The organism is Enterobacter sp. 200527-13 (genome assembly GCF_027924865.1).
GTDB classification, from domain to species: domain Bacteria; phylum Pseudomonadota; class Gammaproteobacteria; order Enterobacterales; family Enterobacteriaceae; genus Enterobacter; species Enterobacter ludwigii.
Map to the genome: position 1 here is coordinate 21292 of NZ_BSCM01000011.1, position 17080 is coordinate 38371.

15 protein-coding genes are annotated in these 17080 nt (G+C 56.2%); 6 read left to right on the forward strand and 9 right to left on the reverse strand.

Going from position 1 to position 17080, the window contains the following annotated elements:
* Window positions 1-16: 16 nt before the first annotated feature.
* From QMG44_RS22050 to yihU, 4 genes are read right to left on the reverse strand one after another with little or no spacing between them, the layout of a single operon-like run.
* Entirely contained in the window at window positions 17-2041 is a 2025-nt protein-coding gene (locus QMG44_RS22050; protein WP_086533038.1) for an alpha-glucosidase, read from the reverse strand.
* A 16-nt stretch (window positions 2042-2057) separates the two neighbouring features.
* Complete coding sequence (gene yihS / locus QMG44_RS22055; protein WP_014172243.1) at window positions 2058-3299, reverse strand: sulfoquinovose isomerase; 1242 nt, start codon at window positions 3297-3299, stop codon at window positions 2058-2060.
* Window positions 3300-3313: 14 nt separating this feature from the next.
* Window positions 3314-4189, reverse strand: coding sequence for a sulfofructosephosphate aldolase (gene yihT, locus QMG44_RS22060; protein ID WP_086533037.1), 876 nt, complete (start codon window positions 4187-4189; stop codon window positions 3314-3316).
* Window positions 4190-4206: 17 nt separating this feature from the next.
* Window positions 4207-5097, reverse strand: a complete 891-nt coding sequence (gene yihU, locus QMG44_RS22065; RefSeq protein WP_281853276.1) for a sulfolactaldehyde 3-reductase — start codon at window positions 5095-5097, stop codon at window positions 4207-4209.
* A 155-nt stretch (window positions 5098-5252) separates the two neighbouring features.
* Between yihU and QMG44_RS22070 the strand changes: the two genes are divergently transcribed.
* From QMG44_RS22070 to fabY, 6 genes are all read left to right on the forward strand, one after another.
* A complete protein-coding gene (locus QMG44_RS22070) occupies window positions 5253-6149 on the forward strand; it encodes a sugar kinase (RefSeq protein ID WP_086533036.1) in 897 nt (298 codons plus the stop codon).
* Between the two features lie 34 nt (window positions 6150-6183).
* A complete protein-coding gene (locus tag QMG44_RS22075) occupies window positions 6184-6984 on the forward strand; it encodes a DeoR/GlpR family DNA-binding transcription regulator (protein WP_032679260.1) in 801 nt (266 codons plus the stop codon).
* A 122-nt stretch (window positions 6985-7106) separates the two neighbouring features.
* The gene (gene yihX, locus QMG44_RS22080) at window positions 7107-7706 is read left to right on the forward strand and encodes a glucose-1-phosphatase (RefSeq protein WP_014172238.1); all 600 of its coding nucleotides are present in this window, start codon (window positions 7107-7109) and stop codon (window positions 7704-7706) included.
* Window positions 7700-8581, forward strand: a complete 882-nt coding sequence (locus QMG44_RS22085; protein WP_014172237.1) for a virulence factor BrkB family protein — start codon at window positions 7700-7702, stop codon at window positions 8579-8581. The genes yihX and QMG44_RS22085 overlap by 7 nt, the downstream gene beginning before the upstream one ends.
* Window positions 8578-9015, forward strand: coding sequence for a D-aminoacyl-tRNA deacylase (dtd, locus tag QMG44_RS22090; protein ID WP_020883977.1), 438 nt, complete (start codon window positions 8578-8580; stop codon window positions 9013-9015). The genes QMG44_RS22085 and dtd overlap by 4 nt, the downstream gene beginning before the upstream one ends.
* A gap of 44 nt (window positions 9016-9059) precedes the next feature.
* Entirely contained in the window at window positions 9060-10001 is a 942-nt protein-coding gene (gene fabY / locus QMG44_RS22095) for a fatty acid biosynthesis protein FabY (RefSeq protein ID WP_020883976.1), read from the forward strand.
* A gap of 28 nt (window positions 10002-10029) precedes the next feature.
* On the opposite strand, the gene QMG44_RS22100 is transcribed toward fabY, so the two are convergent.
* The 5 genes from QMG44_RS22100 to fdnG all read right to left on the reverse strand — a co-directional run bounded on the left by QMG44_RS22100 (window position 10030) and on the right by fdnG (window position 16733).
* On the reverse strand, window positions 10030-10944 hold the full coding sequence (locus QMG44_RS22100; RefSeq protein ID WP_086533035.1) for an alpha/beta hydrolase: 915 nt from the start codon (window positions 10942-10944) through the stop codon (window positions 10030-10032).
* 265 nt (window positions 10945-11209) lie between these two features.
* The gene (gene fdhE / locus QMG44_RS22105; protein WP_014172233.1) at window positions 11210-12139 is read right to left on the reverse strand and encodes a formate dehydrogenase accessory protein FdhE; all 930 of its coding nucleotides are present in this window, start codon (window positions 12137-12139) and stop codon (window positions 11210-11212) included.
* Complete coding sequence (gene fdoI, locus QMG44_RS22110; protein WP_014172232.1) at window positions 12136-12771, reverse strand: formate dehydrogenase cytochrome b556 subunit; 636 nt, start codon at window positions 12769-12771, stop codon at window positions 12136-12138. The genes fdhE and fdoI overlap by 4 nt, the downstream gene beginning before the upstream one ends.
* Entirely contained in the window at window positions 12768-13670 is a 903-nt protein-coding gene (gene fdxH / locus QMG44_RS22115) for a formate dehydrogenase subunit beta (protein ID WP_014172231.1), read from the reverse strand. The genes fdoI and fdxH overlap by 4 nt, the downstream gene beginning before the upstream one ends.
* A gap of 12 nt (window positions 13671-13682) precedes the next feature.
* Window positions 13683-16733 (reverse strand): formate dehydrogenase-N subunit alpha, encoded by a 3051-nt coding sequence (fdnG, locus tag QMG44_RS22120; RefSeq protein ID WP_165764065.1) that lies wholly within the window; start codon window positions 16731-16733, stop codon window positions 13683-13685.
* Window positions 16734-17080: the final 347 nt, after the last annotated feature.

Genomic DNA, 17080 nt, shown 5'->3' on the forward strand with positions numbered 1-17080 from the left:
CTGCGGGCGAGCCTTATCAGATATGACGTAAGGTGCTAAACAGGTCTGCCCATTCGCTTTGCTGACGATAAAACACCGGCGGTTTGCCGAGCGGAGCGTCAACGGTGATGTCACCGCCCTCATGCGTTTCACCCGTCCAGGCATTCACCCAGGTGTCCTCAGGCAAATAGAGCGTCCAGTCACGACGGCCTTCTTCATGGACCGGTGCCACCAGCAGATCGCGGCCAAACAGATACTGGTATTTCAGCGTGTAGCTGCGCGCATCGTTTTCGTAATGCAGGAACAGCGGGCGCATCACCGGCAGGCCGCTTTTCGCATTCTGCGCAACGGCGGCTTTGATGTAGGGCTTCAGGGTAGTGAAGACGGTCGTCATACGCGCAAAGTGGGCGATGGTTTCGCCGTCGCCATCAAACTGCCAGTTATCGCCAGGGCGGTTGCCCTCGTGGGTACGCATCATCGGTGTGAAGGCGCTGAAGTCGCACCAGCGCAGCAGCAGCTCTTTGTTGCGTTTCATCTCAAACAGCGTGGTATAACCGCCGATGTCGCTGTGATGCAGCCCGTGCCCGGTCATTGCCAGTGAGAGTGCCGCAGGAACCACTGACGCCAGACCGTCGTCCAGGCTCCAGTCGACGTTCTGATCGCCGGCCCACATCATCACCGAGTGTTTCTGGCTGCCGGTATAACCCGCGCGCATAAAGAACAGGATCTCGCCGAGCTTGCCGGTCTCTTCCAGCGCCTCGTAGTTACATTTCGCCCATAGCGCAGGCCAGGCGTTGTGCATGATTTCCGCGCTCACGCCGTTGTGCAGGAAGGTATCAGTCGGCAAATATTCACCAAAATCAGCCATCCAGCCGCCACAGCCCAGTTCTATCAGGTTCTTTTTGATGATCTCTTTGTACCAGTCGTAGGCTTCCGGATTCGTCAGGTCGATAACGCCCGCATAGAACTCGCCGAACTCGACGTGATAGTCCTGACCGTCGGCGTTTTTGGTCAGATAACCGCGTTTCGCCGCCTCTTCACAGAGGTCTCTGTCGCTCGCCACGTAAGGGTTGATATAGGAGAGGAACTGCACGCCTTCCTGCTTCCACTGCGGGATACGTGTATCCAGCTGCGGATACAGATCGCTGTTCCACTTCCAGTTCCACATCACGCGTTTGCCAAAGGAGGTCATCCGGATGCCGGACCAGTCCTGCGCCCAGATACCGTTCACCTTCACACCGCCGTTGCGCATGGTGTCGAGCTTTTGCTGGCACACGTCGGTGCCGCCCTGAACGCCCAGCGTTACCCCGTCGTAAACCCAGTCCGGCAGTTCGGGCTGGCGGCCCAGTAACCCGGTCAGTTTTTCCAGCAGATCGACATACGTTTGCGCACATTCGAAGCGCAGCGTGGCGTTATCCTCCCAGAAGGCCAGCTCGTGGAACCCCGGCGCGCTGAAGTCGAAATTCATATAACAGCTGTTATCCACGTGGCAGTAGTACTTCTGGGTACTCACAAAGGTGGGTTGCGGGAAGAAGGTCCAGTAGTAATCGCCGCCCGCGTTCTCTTTGCAGTCTGCCTGCCAGGTGACGTAGGTCTGCTTATTACGGCCCACGCCCTGCTCGCTGGTCCACAACGGGAACGGCTTGCCGCGCAGGTCGAAGTAGGAGAACTGCTCTCCGCAACCATAGATATGATCCTCGGGCTGGGCCGCCAGCCGCAGCCAGATGCGGTTATGGCAGGTGGCATCATTTTTGAGTTTCAGCTCCAGGCGTCCTTCGGCATCCACACCCACCAGTAGCGTGGCGCTGACGGCGTCACCCCGGGTAAAGCGAATCGCCCAGCCCGCATTTTGCGGCGCGACGGTGGCCTCGGTCAGGGCAATTTTTTCGTTGAGTTTGTCTTTGATGCTGAAGTTGCCGCGAAACATCTCGATATCGGCTTCACCTGCGCCGATCCACAGGCACGGGGTGTCGGCGGTGTGGGACAGAATCAGACGATCCTGCCAGCTCAGGGTGAAACCATGTTCACTGCTTTTAAGAATAATATTGTGTAGGGTACGCATAAGATCTCCGTTTTTATTATTTGGCCTGGCTATCCAGTAATCCGGCGGCAACGGCCGGGGCTAACCCTGGCGCCAGCGGTAAGCGAGGGATCACCAGGCAATGCAGCAGATGATAAATATCCTGCTTGCCGTCCCAGACTTTGGTGGTCACTTCGTTATGGATATCCAGCTCCTGCCACCATGAACCGTTCTCATAGTCGATCAGGTATTTGATGCAGTAATCCCACCATTTCTGATACCAGGCTTCGTACTGCGCCTCGCCGGTGACGGTATAGAGCGCATAGGCCGTTCCCATCGCTTCGACAATCGGCCAGCGCACGCGCTCGCGAACGATGGGCTTACCGTCCCAGCCAACGGAATAGACAAAACCGTCGGCACCATCGGGTGCCCAGGCGTCGCGGATTGTGGCGTGGAACAAGCCTTTTGCATCTTCCAGCAGCCATGCGGGGGGTGTTTCAAAACGCGCTTCCAGCGCAGCGCGCAGGTGCAGCATCAGGCGGCCCCACTCGATCCAGTGGCCTGGCGTACCGCCGTAGGCGCGAAAACGGTGAGCGGGGTTATCAATGTTGTAATCGCGGATGGGGTTCCATTGCGTATCGAAATGCTCATTAACCCGGTACTCGCCCTTGCGTGCCACGTCGTGAATGATCACCGAAGCAATGCGCAGGGCGCGGTCGAGCCATTTACGGTCATGCGTCACGTCATACACAATCAGGAAGGCTTCGACAGCGTGCATATTGGCGTTGCCACCACGGTACTCTTCGGTTTTGCTGAAGGCCTCATCCCAGGATTCCAGGCACATCTGTTCCTGTTCGCTCCAGAAATAACGCTCAATCACCTCGATGGCATCGTCCAGTAACTTGCGAGCCTGCGGATGGCCGGTGGTGACGGCGCTGGCCGCGCCCAGCAAAACAAAGAAGTGCTGATAGCCCTGCTTGGAGGCATCCATAACGCCTTCATCGTTAATACAGGCGTACCAGCCGCCATATTGCGGGTCACGCAGCGGGCCATTCAGGGCGTTGATGCCATGCTCCACCAGGGCATATGCGCCGGGACGCCCCATGTTTGCCGCCACGGCATAAACGTGCAGCATACGGGCGGTGATCCACAGATGCGTGCCCATATCGCTGCGCACCTGACCGTTATTGCCCAGCCAGCCAAAGCCGGTCGGCACGGCGGCGTTTTTACCGAAATCGAGAATGCGGTCAGTCTCTTGTTCAAGCCAGCGGTTATGGCTCAGGGTGTTAAACCATTTCATGTTCGGGTCCTTTCTTAACGGCGAGCCATCATTTCGTCGACGATCTCACCCAAACGCTGCAGTTTCGGCACAGAAATATCACGGAGCATCAGTTCCGTGTCCGGCAGGCCAATCACTGATGACCAGACGGCGCGGCCGGCTAAAAAGCCGGATGCGCCCGCCTGCATGGCAACGCTCACCGCCCTTGGGAACAACTTATCGTCCACGCCGGATGAGAGGATCACCCACGGCATGGCGATGTTCTCGTTCAGTTTTTGCGAGGCAGTCAGCAATTCCTGCTGAGAGCCTTTGCCGAACAGGGGCATCTCCACTTTGTAGAGATCAGCTCCGCTGTCTCCCAGCTCTTTTGCCGCGTCGATAATGGCCTGTTCACGATTAAACGTCGCGCCGCGACGCGGCGGGCGGACTACCGGCTCAATAATGCTAAGCAGTCCATTGTGATGGCACAGCTGATTGAACGCCTTCACCATCTCCAGACGCTGCTGCGGATCTTCGTCGCTACGCCACAGCACCAGTAGCTTCAGCGCTTTACCGCCATCGCGCCTGACCGCCTGGGCATCAACGTTTTTATCGATGACGACGCTGTCAACGGGGATCCCGTTTCCCGGAATAAATTCGTCTGCTGCCACAATCATCGCGCAGCTTTTGGCAACGGCCTTTTGCTCAACGATCTGCTGGTAGCAAAACTGCTGATCGACAAGAATGGCGGAGGCATACGGCGACAGAATTTTGGCCGCGTTGACCTTAAAGTCGGTGAGATGCCGATCGGTGACCGGCACCGGTGCGCCCGCCGCAGCAAACATCAGGCGCATCGCTTCGCGCTGGTCAACGGCCAGCATCGCAAAACCGCCGGAAGGTCGGGTGATATCTTTCAGGGTGTACATCGTCATTCCTCAGTCCTTTCGTATCAGTGTATTTTTTTCAGCCCGGCGGATGCGCGAACCTGTTCAAGAATGGCTGTCCAGTCTTCGCGCCCGCGTCCGGCGGCTCGCGCCTGGTTGTAGACTTCACGGGAGGCTGCGCCCAGCGGCATCGGGACGTGGAGCTGGTTTGCCACGTCCAGCGCGATCCCCAGATCTTTATGCGCGAGGTCGATCATAAAGGCCGGTGTAAGATCGCCTTTGAGCACCTTGTTAGGCCATGAGGTGGTGAAGTGGCCTTTGCCTGCTGGCGTACCGCTCATAACGCTGAGCGCCACATCGAAAGAGAGGCCGAGGGCTTCACACAGCACGGCGGCTTCAGCGGACAGCGCGTTCAGGGCAATGCTCATGTAGTTGTTAATAAGCTTCACGCGGATGCCCATGCCTGGCCCACCTGCGTTTATCAGTTCATTGCCCATCGCCATCAACACCGGCGTGGCTCGTTCAACCTGCTGCGCGCTGCCGCCAGCCAGAAGGAGTAATGTTCCGGCGACGGCATGGTCCGATGTGCGTCCGACAGGCACATCCATCATGCTGAAACCACGTTCAGCCATGTCGCGGATCAGGGCATCGGTCTGTAGCGGGTGAATGGTGGACATATCAATGACCAGCGCTTCGCGGGATAACCCTTCGCAGACGCCCTGCTCACCAAACAATACTGTGCGAACCAGGTCTCCGTTTGGCAGCATGGTGATGACAAATTCGGCCTCCTTTACTGCCTGTGCAGGCGTGGCTGCAGCCCGGGCTCCACGCGCCACCAGAGCCTGTATCGCCTGCGGGTTTACATCAAAAACGTGAAGCTGGTGGCCCTGTTTAAGCAGATTCGTTGCCATGGGCGCACCCATCTGTCCTAACCCGATAAAGGCAATTGCTGACATGCTTCTCTCCTGTCACATCGTGTCAATTATTGAGCGTTTGTGTTGTCTGTTTTTGATCGTATTTGTAATTTATAGTCAAAAAATTGACAGGGGTCACTTTTTAAACATTTCGTGAAATTAAAATGAGAGCATCAGAAAACGCAGAAGGAATCACCATGACTCGCATCGTTTGTGTCGGCATTACCGTGCTGGATCGCATCTGGTATCTCGATGATTTACCGAAAGAAGGTGGCAAATATGTCGCAAAAGACTATACGGAGGTGGGCGGCGGTCCTGCGGCGACTGCGGCGGTGGCGGCAGCGAAACTGGGGGCTGAGGTGGACTTTATTGGCCGGGTGGGTGATGACGATACCGGCAGAAGACTGCTCGCGGAGCTGGAGTCCCTGGGGGTAAACACGCGCTATACGCGGAGGGTGAAAGGAGCCCGTTCATCGCAATCGGCCGTGCTGGTGGATGGTCACGGGGAGCGTGTCATTGCTAACTACCCCAGCCCCGATCTCCCGGCTACGGCGGCATGGCTGCAGGATATCGACTTTTCGCAATGGGATATCGTATTAGCCGACGTGCGCTGGCACGAAGGGGCTAAACAGGCGTTCACCCTTGCCCGCCAGCAGGGCGTCAGCACGCTGCTTGATGCCGATGTCACCCCGCAGGACATTGCTGAGCTGGTCGCCTTAAGCGATCACGCGGCCTTCTCCGCGCCGGGTTTGCGGCGTTTAAGCCAGCTGGACGATACGGAAAACGCACTGAGAAAAGCACAAACGCTCACAAATGGACATGTCTACGTCACGCAAGGGCGTGAAGGGTGTTACTGGCTGGAGCAGGGCGCGCTTCGTCATCAGCCGGGATTTGCGGTCGACGTGGTGGATACCACAGGTGCAGGGGATGTCTTTCACGGCGCGCTGGCGGTGAGTCTGGCGCAGCAGGGGGCGTCACCAGACGCGGTACGTTTCGCGAGCGCGGTTGCGGCACTGAAATGTACCCGGCCTGGCGGACGGGCGGGTATACCTGACTGTGATCAAACCCGCTCTTTTTTGTCACTTTTTGTATAAAATGCGGGGCGTGATGGTTTTCAGAGGACAGCCCATGAGCCTTACCGAACTGACCGGCAACCCGCGGCACGATCAACTGCTTACGTTGATTGCTGACCGCGGCTATATGAACATTGATGAACTGGCGCAACTGCTGGACGTCTCAACGCAAACCGTGCGCCGGGATATCCGCAAGCTGAGTGAGCAGGGGCTGATCACGCGTCATCATGGCGGCGCGGGCAGGGCATCCAGCGTGGTGAACACCGCGTTTGAGCAACGTGAAGTCTCCTTGACCGAAGAGAAGCGGGCCATTGCCGAAGCGATTGCCGACTACATTCCCGATGGTTCAACCATCTTCATTACTATCGGGACGACGGTGGAGCACGTTGCCCGGGCGCTGCTCAACCATAATCATCTGCGCATCATCACCAACAGCCTGCGGGTGGCGCATATTCTGTATAAGAACCCGCGCTTTGAAGTGATGGTGCCCGGCGGTACGCTGCGTCCGCATAACGGAGGCATTATCGGGCCTGCAGCGACGGCGTTCGTGTCAGGCTTCCGTGCCGATTACCTGGTGACCAGCGTCGGAGCAATTGAACACGACGGCGCGATGATGGAGTTTGACGTTAATGAAGCCAGCGTGGTGAAAACCATGATGGCCCACGCGCGACATATTTTACTGGCGGCCGATCATACGAAATACCACGCCTCTGCTGCCGTTGAAATTGGTAACGTGTCGCAGGCAACCGCGCTCTTCACCGATGAGCTACCGGGATCTGCGCTGCACAATCATCTCAAATCCAGCAAGGTTGAAGTCGTTGAGGTGAATTCAGGCGACGAACAGCAGGCAGGCTAACCCTTCTTAATGGCCCGATATTCAGGCTCGGGCCTTTCCTTTCTGTAAGCTGAATCTGGCGCATAGCCAAACCTTATCTTTCCCGCTACAGTTACTTTTCCACGGCGAGCAGGAGATAAAAAATGCTTTATATCTTTGACTTAGGAAATGTAATCGTCGATATCGATTTTAATCGGGTGCTGGGCGCATGGAGCGACTTTAGCCGTGTCCCGCTGGCGACGTTAAAGCAGAGTTTCGCCATGGGCGAGACCTTCCATCAGCACGAGCGCGGCGAAATTAGCGATGAAGAATTTGCTGAACGTCTGTGTCATGAAATGGATGTGCCGTTAAGTTACGAGCAGTTTTCCCATGGCTGGCAGGCAGTGTTCGTCGCGATCCGCCCGGACGTGATCGCCATTATGCATAAACTCCGCGAGCAGGGGCATCGGGTTGTGGTGCTGTCGAATACTAACCGTCTGCATACCACGTTCTGGCCTGACGAGTATCCTGAGGTGCAGGCGGCGGCCGATAAAATCTACCTCTCCCAGGAGATGGGGATGCGTAAACCCGAAGCGCGTATCTATCAGGCGGTTCTGCAGGCGGAAGGATTCACCGCGGCCGATGCGGTCTTTTTCGACGACAATGCCGATAATATAGAGGGAGCTAACCAGTTGGGTATCACGTCAATTCTGGTGACCGGAAAGGAGACGATACCAAACTATTTTGCGAAGCAGTTATGCTAAAAACCGTTCATCAAAAAGCCACGCATCATACTCGTCCGCTCAGGGCGTGGCTGAAACTGCTCTGGCATCGCATTGATGAGGACAACATGACCACGCTGGCGGGTAACCTCGCCTACGTGTCATTGCTCTCGCTTGTGCCGCTGGTGGCCGTCATTTTTGCGCTATTTTCCGCTTTTCCAATGTTTGCAGATGTCAGCCTGCAGCTTCGCCACTTTGTCTTTGCGAATTTTATTCCCGCCACCGGGGATGTCATACAGAACTACATTGAACAGTTTGTCGCTAACTCCAGCAAAATGACGGCGGTCGGGGCGTGCGGCCTGATCGTCACGGCGCTGTTATTGATGTACGCCATAGATAACGCGCTGAATGCCATCTGGCGGAGTAAAAAGGCGCGGCCCAAGGTTTATTCCTTTGCGGTGTACTGGATGATCTTAACGCTGGGGCCCTTGCTGGCCGGTGCGAGTCTGGCTATCAGTTCGTATCTGCTTTCGCTGCGCTGGGCCAGCGATCTCAACGGCGTTATCGATAACCTGTTGCGTATCTTCCCGCTGATTTTATCGTGGCTCTCTTTCTGGCTGCTGTACAGCGTGGTACCGACCACGCGCGTGCCTAACCGCGATGCGGTCGTGGGCGCGCTGGTCGCGGCATTGCTCTTTGAACTGGGCAAAAAAGGGTTTGCCCTTTACATCACCATGTTCCCGTCTTATCAGCTGATTTACGGCGTGCTGGCGGTGATCCCCATTTTATTTGTCTGGGTCTACTGGACCTGGTGTATCGTCTTGCTTGGTGCCGAAATAACTGTCACTCTCGGCGTATACCGCGAACTTAAAAAAGCAGCAGAAGCTGAAAAACAACAAGAAGCAGACCAACCATGATTGCATTGATACAGCGCGTAACCCGTGCCAGCGTCACCGTGGAGGGAGAGGTGACGGGTGAAATTGGCCCAGGACTTTTAGTGTTGTTAGGTGTCGAAAAGGATGATGACGAACAGAAAGCCAACCGCTTGTGCGAGCGCGTGCTGGGCTACCGCATTTTCAGCGATGCGGAAGGTAAGATGAACCTGAACGTTCAGCAGGCGGGTGGCAGCGTGCTGGTGGTCTCCCAGTTTACGCTGGCGGCCGATACCGAGCGCGGCATGCGCCCGGGTTTCTCTAAAGGTGCCGCACCGGATCGTGCAGAAGCCCTTTACGAGTACTTTGTGGCGCGTTGTCGTCAACAGGACATGAATACGCAAACCGGACGATTCGCTGCAGATATGCAGGTATCGCTGGTGAACGATGGCCCCGTCACATTCTGGCTCCAGGTATGAGCCAACTGGCGGCGTGGCCGCGGGTAACAAGAGAGAGTACAGCTATGTATCACCTTCGAGTACCGCAAACGGAAGAAGAGTTAGAAGCCTATTACCAGTTCCGCTGGGAAATGTTACGCAAGCCATTACATCAGCCAAAAGGGTCTGAGCGCGACGCCTGGGATGCGATGGCCCATCACCAGATGGTGATGGACGAAGAGGGTAACCTCGTCGCCGTCGGGCGTTTGTACATCAATGCCGATAACGAAGCTTCAATCCGCTTTATGGCGGTTCATCCTTCCGTGCAGGATAAAGGCCTCGGCACCTTGATGGCGATGACCCTTGAGTCCGTCGCCCGTCAGGAAGGGGTTAAGCGCGTCACCTGTAGTGCCCGCGAAGACGCCGTCGAATTCTTCGCCAAACTCGGTTTTGTTAACCAGGGGGAAATCACCGCCCCGCAAACCACGCCGATTCGTCACTTTTTGATGATCAAACCCATCGCTACGCTGGATGATATTCTCCATCGCGCCGACTGGTGTGGGCAGCTCCAGCAGGCCTGGTATCAGCACATTCCCCTGAGTGAAAAAATGGGCGTGCGTATTCAGCAGTACACCGGGCAAAAATTCATTACCACCATGCCGGAAATCGGCAATCAGAACCCCCATCACACCCTGTTTGCCGGCAGCCTGTTTTCACTTGCCACGCTGACCGGCTGGGGGCTTATCTGGCTGATGCTCCGCGAACGCCATCTTGGCGGCACCATTATTCTGGCCGATGCCCATATACGTTACAGCGCGCCGATCAGTGGTAAGCCGAGCGCCGTTGCCGATCTTGGCGCACTTGGTGGCGATCTCGACCGCCTGGCGCGCGGGCGTAAAGCGCGCGTACAGATGCGCGTTGAGCTGTTCGGCGATGAAACGCCGGGTGCTGTCTTTGAAGGTACCTACATCGTTCTTCCTGCGAAGCCGTTTGGCGCGTTTGAAGAGGGTGGAAACGAAGAAGAGTAGACTCCGTCGTCCCGGCATGATTGCCGGGCTAATTCCCCGCGCCGATCCGTCTGGCAATATCCCTCAGAAGATCGCGCGCAGACGGGCTGACCCCACCAAGCTGGAAAAATCCATGGATAACCCCCAGCCACCGCTGAGCCGTACACGTGACGCCTTGCTCAGTCAGGCGCTGATATAGCGCTTCACCTTCGTCGCAAAGCGGATCAAACTCGGCAGTAATGATGTGCACGGGAGGCAGGCCGCTAAAATCCTTTCGCCAGAGCGGGCTCGCTTCAGGATGCTGGCGTTCCGTGTTGGCCAGATAGAGCTCATATCCGCTCAGCAGCGTATCGCGGGTGATGACGTAATCCGCGCCGTTACGGGTATAACTTTCAAAAGAGGCCGTGGCATCCAGCATCGGGTAGATAAGAATGAGCTGCGCAGGCTGCCAGAGTCCGGAAGACGTGAGCCGCAGGGCCGTCACCAGTGCCAGATGGCCTCCCGCGCTGTCCCCGCACAGGGTGATACGGTTTTTATCCACGCCAAACATATCCGCGTATTGCCAGATCAGATGTGCGCCTCTTTCTGCATCATCATGGGCGGCAGGGTAGGTATGTTCAGGAGCAAGTCTGTACTGGATCGCAATGACGCGGCAGTTGCCATAAAACGCTAACTGGCGCAGTTGATTATCGTGAGTATCGAAGCCGCCGCTGATAAAGCATCCCCCGTGGTAGTAGATAACGGTCGGCAGCTTTTCAGCAGCATCTGGCGGAGAGAAGACGCGATATGTGATGCCTTCGAGGTTCAGCGTTTCTACGTCAACGCGCGTTTCTGTCTCACCGGCAAGCGCCGTGCTGGCAATATAGCCTGCTCTCCGGTCATCAATACTTTGGCTACGCGCAGAAGGGCGTCCTGCTGCGATGAACGCCTGAACCAGCGTATCAATCCCTTTTTCGAGTGCCATGTGGGTCCCTTTAATCTGTATGAATATACAGTGTTATAACTCAGTTTGCTGTCGAGTGAAACAGGGAAAATGAGGCTGAAAACGATTCTGGAAAGCGGCTCGCAAAAGTAAGCATGGATGTTAAATTTGGCTTTAGTCCTGAATAACGCACGTGTAGTTTGCCTGCACAGTGATGCTGGAAGATATGCGAGAGGAAGGCGAGGATGTTTCAGTCAACCAGATACAGGCCGGGCAAACCAACGTTGCCCGGCACTGTGAGTGGGGATTACTCCCCTTCACCCGGGAACAGGAACGGGTTAATAGAGCTGCGGGCAAAGCCCTCTTGCTCCATTTTGGCGTCCAGAATCAGCGAGGCGAGATCGTCGGCGACGGCTTCGACTTTCGGGTCTTTTTCCTGATAAAGGATCTTCAGGTAGGTACCGCAGTCACCGCAGCTTTCAGCTTTGACCGCCGCGTCTTCATTTTCCAGCGACCAGTAGTTGAGATCGCGCGTCTGCTCGCAGTTGCTGCATTTAATGCGCACCACGTGCCACTCGGTTTCACACAGGTTGCAGTGCAGATAACGCAGCCCCTGAGTGGTACCGATCTGCACCATGCTGGACACCGGCATTGAGCCGCATACCGGGCAGAATTGACGCGCTTCGCCGTATTCGGCGCGGGCTTTACCCGGGATCAGGCTGGCCATTTGCGCCCAGTAAAGCGACAACGCCGCCCAGATGAACGGCGCTTTGTCGCTGCTGACCAGGGAGAAATCGGACGCAAACAGCGCGCTCGCCATCTCTTCCAGCTCCTGATCGGAGGCTTTTTCCAGATTCTCAATGACCGCCAGCGCGGTACCGCTCATCTCGGGTTTCAGCTCGGCAATCAGGGAGTGCAGTAGCGTATGCCAGTGCTTATCGCGCGGCAGAACGTGGATATCCAGCGGAGGCTTACCCTGCTCGCTGGCCTCTTTGATGCGCGCGGTCAGGTCAATTTGCAGCGGGTGGTCGTACAGCACCACTTCCTGCGCATGGGCAACCAGCGCGGCAAAACGCAGAAAATCGCCCAGTGGGTTGTTCTCTGCCAGCTCGCGCAGACGCTCTGCGCGGCGGTTATAGAGGTTCTTGAGTCTGGGGAATAACAACGGCGGAATATAATCCGCCGTGCGTTTCTCGCTCGAACCCAGCTCATCTTGCGGGATTATGCGAATACTCATTCAGATGACTTTTCCTGTTTCTGGCGGACCTCTCGGTACCAGCGCGGGTGATGTTTCTTCGCCCACGTACTGGTTACCCAGCCTTCCACCATCGCGGTAATGGTGCCTTTAACCCAGAGGGCGGCGTAAATATGCACCATGATAACCACAATTAACGCCACTGCGGCAAATGAATGCAGCATCAGCGCGAATCGGATCACTGGGATTGAGAAAGCAGGCGCAAAATACGGACGCCAGATGATCACGCCGCTCACCAGCAACAGGACCAGGAAGATAATCGCCGCCCAGAATACGCACTTCTGGCCGAAGTTATAACGCCCGGTATCACCCACTTCCTCGTTGACGACGATCTTACGAATATTCTTCGCCCAAAAGATATCATCCCGATTGATTAGGTTATGGTGCCAGTATCGGAAAAACATGATGATGAACGACGCGAACATGATGACGCCAACAAACGGGTGCAGTATACGCGCCAGCTGTGGTGTCCCCATGATCTGCATCAGCCAGTTGAAGGAGGGGAAGAAGAACCCCAGCCCGCTTATCGCCGCCAGCATGAAGCAGAAGGCGGTGACCCAGTGGTTAATGCGTTCCGGCGCGGTATAGCGCACGATGGTGTCACGTTTTTTCATTTGCGCACCTCGTCTTTCTCTTCATGCAGGTTGTCGTCTTCCTCTTCCGCGCGGTTCGGACCGACACCAACATAGTGGAAGATGCTCGCTGCGAAGGTGGCAGCAAAACCCACCGCTGCCAGCGGTTTCCAGATGCCTTTCCAGAACTTCACGGTCGCGCTGATTTCCGGGTTCTCCGGCAGGCCGTGATACAGATTCGGCTTGTCTGCGTGGTGCAGCACATACATCACGTGCGTGCCGCCCACGCCGGCCGGATCGTACAGGCCTGCGTTGTCGTAGCCACGGGTTTTCAGTTCGCCCACGCGTTCAGCCGCCAGCGTTTTCATATCCTCTTTGGAACCAAAGTGGATAGCGCCCGTCGGACAGGTTTTCACGCACGCAGGCTCCTGGCCGACGTTTACGCGGTCTACGCACAGCGTGCATTTGTAGACGCGGTTGTCTTCCGGGTTCATGCGAGGGACATCGAACGGGCAGCCCGCTATGCAGTAGCCGCAGCCAATGCACTGCTCGGACTGGAAGTCGACGATACCGTTAGCATACTGAATGATAGCCCCTTCTGACGGACATGCCTTCAGGCAGCCCGGATCCGCACAGTGCATACAGCCGTCTTTGCGGATAAGCCACTCCAGTTTGTCGTTCTGTTCCACTTCCGAGAAACGCATCACCGTCCAGGACTTGGCGGTCAGGTCAGCCGGGTTGTCGTACACCCCGACGTTGTGACCCACTTCATCACGGAGGTCGTTCCACTCAGAACAGGCCACCTGGCAGGCTTTACAGCCGATACAGGTGGTCACGTCGATAAGCTTCGCCACTTCCTGCTGGTGGTCCCGCGCCTGAGGCGCGGGCGTGAAACCGTTAGTCGCGGAACGACGGATAATGTCTTGAGATTGATAAGCCATAAGTCGTCTCCGTTACACCTTTTCCACGTTCACGAGGAAGGCCTTAAACTCCGGTGTCTGCGTGTTCGCATCACCGACGAACGGCGTCAGGGTGTTCGCAATGAACCCTTTCTTCGCCACGCCCTCATAACCCCAGTGAATCGGAATACCGATGGTATCCACCTGCTGACCGTGAACGTTCAGCGTGCGAATACGCTTGGTCACCACCGCCTTGGCCTTGATGTAGCCACGGTTAGAAGAGACCTTCACGGTATCGCCATGGGAAATGCCGAGCTTGTTCGCCAGCTTCTCGCCGATCTCCACAAACTGTTCCGGCTGCGCGATAGCGTTAAGCAGCGCGTGCTTGGTCCAGTAGTGGAAGTGTTCGGTCAGACGGTAAGTGGTGCCCACATACGGGAACTTGTCTTTTTTACCCAGCGCGTCGAAATCGCCCTTAAAGATGCGGGCTGCCGGGTTAGAGACCACGTTCGGGTGCAGCGGGTTGGTGCCCAGCGGCGTCTCAAACGGCTCGTAGTGTTCCGGGAATGGCCCTTCCGCCATCTTATCGATAGCAAACAGGCGTCCCATCCCTTCAGGCTGCATGATAAACGGCCCGACATCGCTGCCTGGAGGGGCAGTACTGTAGTCCGGAATATCCACACCGCCCCATTTCGCGCCGTCCCATTTCAGCAACTGACGCTTCGGATCCCACGGATTACCCTGCGGGTCAGCGGAAGCACGGTTGTAGAGAATGCGGCGGTTTAGCGGCCATGCCCAGGCCCAGCCCAGCGTATTGCCGAGGCCTGACGGGTCAGCATTATCGCGGTTAGCCATCTGGTTACCTTTCGGCGTCCAGCTACCGGCAAAGATCCAGCAGCCACTGGCGGTCGTGCCGTCATCACGCAGGTGCGCGAAGGTACTGAGCTGATCGCCTTTCTTCGCCAGCACCGTCCCGGTAGCCGGGTCGATAACATCTGCCAGCGCTTTACCGTTGCTCTCCATCGCCACTTCTTCCGGCGCTGGGTTTTCCGGCGTCGAGTAGTTCCAGGTCATGTTCAGCACCGGTTCTGGGTTTGCACCGCCTTCTGCCGCATACATCTTACGCAGGCGTAAGAAGATACCGGCCAGGATCTCGCCGTCGTTCATGGCGATGCCCGGGGCGTCCGCACCTTTCCAGTGCCACTGCAGCCAGCGGCCGGAGTTCACGATGGAACCGTTCTCTTCCGCGAAGCAGGTAGAAGGCAGACGGAACACTTCAGTCTGAATCTTCGATGGGTCAACGTCATTCGACTCACCGTGGTTCTGCCAGAAGGTCGACGTCTCGGTGTTGAGTGGGTCAATCGTCACCAGGAACTTCAGTTTCGACAGCGATTCAACCACCTTGTTCTTGTTCGGGAATGAGGCGACCGGGTTAAAGCCCTGGCACAGATAGCCATTCACCTTGCCCTGATGCATCATCTCGAAGTACTGCAGAACGTCGTAACCTTTGTCCCACTTCGGCAGCCAGTCAAAGCCCCAGCTGTTTTCCGCTGTCGCTTTGTCACCGAAGAAGGCTTTCATCATCGAGACGAAGAACTTCGGATAGTTGCCCCAGTAGTTCACCTGACCTTCGAGCAGCGGTTTAGGCGTGCTGGCTGTGAGGTAGGTTTGCAGGTCGGTCTGTTTTTCGCTTGGCAGGTTCATGTAACCTGGCAGGCTTTGAGACAGCAGACCAAGGTCGGTCAGACCCTGAATGTTGGAGTGACCACGCAGGGCGTTCACGCCGCCGCCAGCCATCCCCATGTTGCCGAGCAGCAGCTGTACCATCGCCATGGTACGGATGTTCTGCGCGCCGACAGAGTGTTGGGTCCAGCCGAGCGCGTAGAGGAACGACGCCGTTTTGTCTTTCGCGCTGGTTTCGGCGATAAGCTCGCACACCTTCAGGAAGTCTTCCTTCGGCGTACCACAGATGTTTTCGACAACGTCCGGCGTGTAGCGGGAAACGTGCTCTTTCAGCAGGTTCCACACGCAGCGCGGATGCTGCAGCGTCGTATCACGCTTCGCAAAGCCTTTCTCGTCCAGCTCATAGTTCCAGCTGGTCTTGTCGTATTTGCGTTTTTCGGCGTCATAACCGCTGAACAGTCCATCTTCGAAGTGGTAATCCTCACGCACGATCAGGCTGGCGTTGGTATAGGCTTCGGTGTATTCGCGGTTATATTTTTCGTTGGTCATCAGGTACAGCAATACGCCTGACAGGAAAGTGATGTCAGTACCTGAACGAATAGGGGTGTAGAAATCCGCCACTGACGCAGTACGCGTAAAGCGGGGATCGATCACAATCAGTTTCGCACCGTTGTGGATTTTGGCTTCCATCGCCCAGCGGAACCCGACAGGGTGCGCTTCAGCGGCGTTACCGCCCATCACCACAATAAGGTTGGCGTTCTTGATGTCGACCCAGTGGTTGGTCATCGCACCGCGACCAAATGTTGGAGCAAGACTTGCTACCGTTGGTCCGTGTCAGACACGCGCCTGGTTGTCGACCGCGAGCATACCGAGTGCACGCGTAAATTTCTGGGTTAAATAGCCGGTTTCGTTACTGGAAGCAGACGCACACAGCATCCCGGTGGAGAGCCAGCGGTTGACGGTGACGCCTTCAGCGTTCTTCGCAATAAAGTTGGCATCGCGGTCTTCTTTAATCAGTTTAGCGATGCGGTCAAATGCGTCTTCCCAGCTGATTTGCTGCCATTTATCGGAACCTGGCGCACGATATTCAGGGAATTTCAGGCGGCTTTCGGAGTGGATAAAGTCAACCAGGCCGGCACCTTTCGGGCACAGCGCGCCGCGGTTGACCGGATGGTCCGGGTCACCTTCGATATGGAAGATAGACGCTTTGGCGTTTTTAGCACCGTCGCCGAGGCTATACATCAACAGCCCGCAACCGACAGAGCAGTACGTACAGGTATTACGGGTTTCACGGGTGCGCAGCAGTTTATATTGCCGCGTCTCCGCCAGCGCTACACCGGGTGCAAAACCCAGTGCCGCCGCCGTGGTGCCTGCCATACCGCCAGCGCAGATCTTAAAGAACTGCCTTCTGCTGACCTGCATGGGTCACTCCTTGTTTCGACATTGCTTACATATGTAGTTTTGACTTCGCGGTTGAACGGTGACCGCAAAGGAGAAAAATTTGCGTTAATCCCTCAGTTCTACGAGGGATATCATCAGAATACCACAATGTCGGTACGCCTGTTCCAATGGCGTTAATACAAAGTGAACGTATTATCACTGTGTTGATTATAAAGTGTGACGCGAGTCACATTATTGCCCCGGCATGTTAAAGGGCTGTATCACCGCCTCGGTTGCGCCTCTCCCAAATGAGTAGGTAAACTTGATGAGAATGGGTGCTGAAAAGTTGATCCATACTATGCGTATGGCCTGTGGTTTGTGATGCAATA

Coding starts and splice junctions, on each gene's coding strand:
- yihS (WP_014172243.1), bottom strand. CDS start 3,299: ATGAAATGGTTTAACACCCTGAGCCATAACCGCTGGCTTGAACAAGAG.
- fdxH (WP_014172231.1), bottom strand. CDS start 13,670: ATGGCTTATCAATCTCAAGACATTATCCGTCGTTCCGCGACTAACGGT.
- yihT (WP_086533037.1), bottom strand. CDS start 4,189: ATGACGATGTACACCCTGAAAGATATCACCCGACCTTCCGGCGGTTTT.
- QMG44_RS22075 (WP_032679260.1), top strand. CDS start 6,184: ATGAGCCTTACCGAACTGACCGGCAACCCGCGGCACGATCAACTGCTT.
- QMG44_RS22070 (WP_086533036.1), top strand. CDS start 5,253: ATGACTCGCATCGTTTGTGTCGGCATTACCGTGCTGGATCGCATCTGG.
- fdhE (WP_014172233.1), bottom strand. CDS start 12,139: ATGAGTATTCGCATAATCCCGCAAGATGAGCTGGGTTCGAGCGAGAAA.
- QMG44_RS22050 (WP_086533038.1), bottom strand. CDS start 2,041: ATGCGTACCCTACACAATATTATTCTTAAAAGCAGTGAACATGGTTTC.
- fabY (WP_020883976.1), top strand. CDS start 9,060: ATGTATCACCTTCGAGTACCGCAAACGGAAGAAGAGTTAGAAGCCTAT.
- fdoI (WP_014172232.1), bottom strand. CDS start 12,771: ATGAAAAAACGTGACACCATCGTGCGCTATACCGCGCCGGAACGCATT.
- yihX (WP_014172238.1), top strand. CDS start 7,107: ATGCTTTATATCTTTGACTTAGGAAATGTAATCGTCGATATCGATTTT.
- yihU (WP_281853276.1), bottom strand. CDS start 5,097: ATGTCAGCAATTGCCTTTATCGGGTTAGGACAGATGGGTGCGCCCATG.
- QMG44_RS22085 (WP_014172237.1), top strand. CDS start 7,700: ATGCTAAAAACCGTTCATCAAAAAGCCACGCATCATACTCGTCCGCTC.
- QMG44_RS22100 (WP_086533035.1), bottom strand. CDS start 10,944: ATGGCACTCGAAAAAGGGATTGATACGCTGGTTCAGGCGTTCATCGCA.
- dtd (WP_020883977.1), top strand. CDS start 8,578: ATGATTGCATTGATACAGCGCGTAACCCGTGCCAGCGTCACCGTGGAG.